Source organism: Ochrobactrum sp. SFR4 (genome assembly GCF_019730395.1).
In the GTDB taxonomy this organism is placed as follows: Bacteria; Pseudomonadota; Alphaproteobacteria; order Rhizobiales; family Rhizobiaceae; genus Pseudochrobactrum.
Genome location: NZ_JAAPBB010000879.1, coordinates 1 through 265, shown reverse-complemented (window position 1 = coordinate 265; position 265 = coordinate 1). Strand labels below are relative to the sequence as shown.

At 61.1% G+C, this 265-nt stretch carries 1 protein-coding gene; it reads right to left on the bottom strand.

Annotation, left to right across the window (positions count from 1 at the left end; all coding sequences use genetic code 11):
* Positions 1-201, bottom strand: a 201-nt coding sequence (locus HBA93_RS21605) for an FAD-dependent oxidoreductase (protein WP_221724618.1), incomplete at its 3' end; no start/stop codon positions are given.
* Between the last annotated feature and the right edge of the window lie 64 nt (positions 202-265).

The window sequence follows — 265 nt, the reverse complement described above, 5'->3', positions numbered from 1 at the left end:
GTGGGCAACGGCATGAGCAATACCCGCGCTCCAGATCTCGTTCTTGCTGGGCAGGCAGTTGATGTTGGGGCACGAGCCGCCGATCCAGCGCCGCTCGATGACAGCTACCTTCTGGCCGGCTTGCGCCATATGCCAGGCGAGGTATTTCCCGCCCTCGCCACAGCCGATCACGACGGCATCGTAGCGCTCCGCTTCCGTCATCAACTACGCATCCTTCTGCAACACCGCCCCTATCCGCGCGATGAAAATATGGCGCTCGACAATA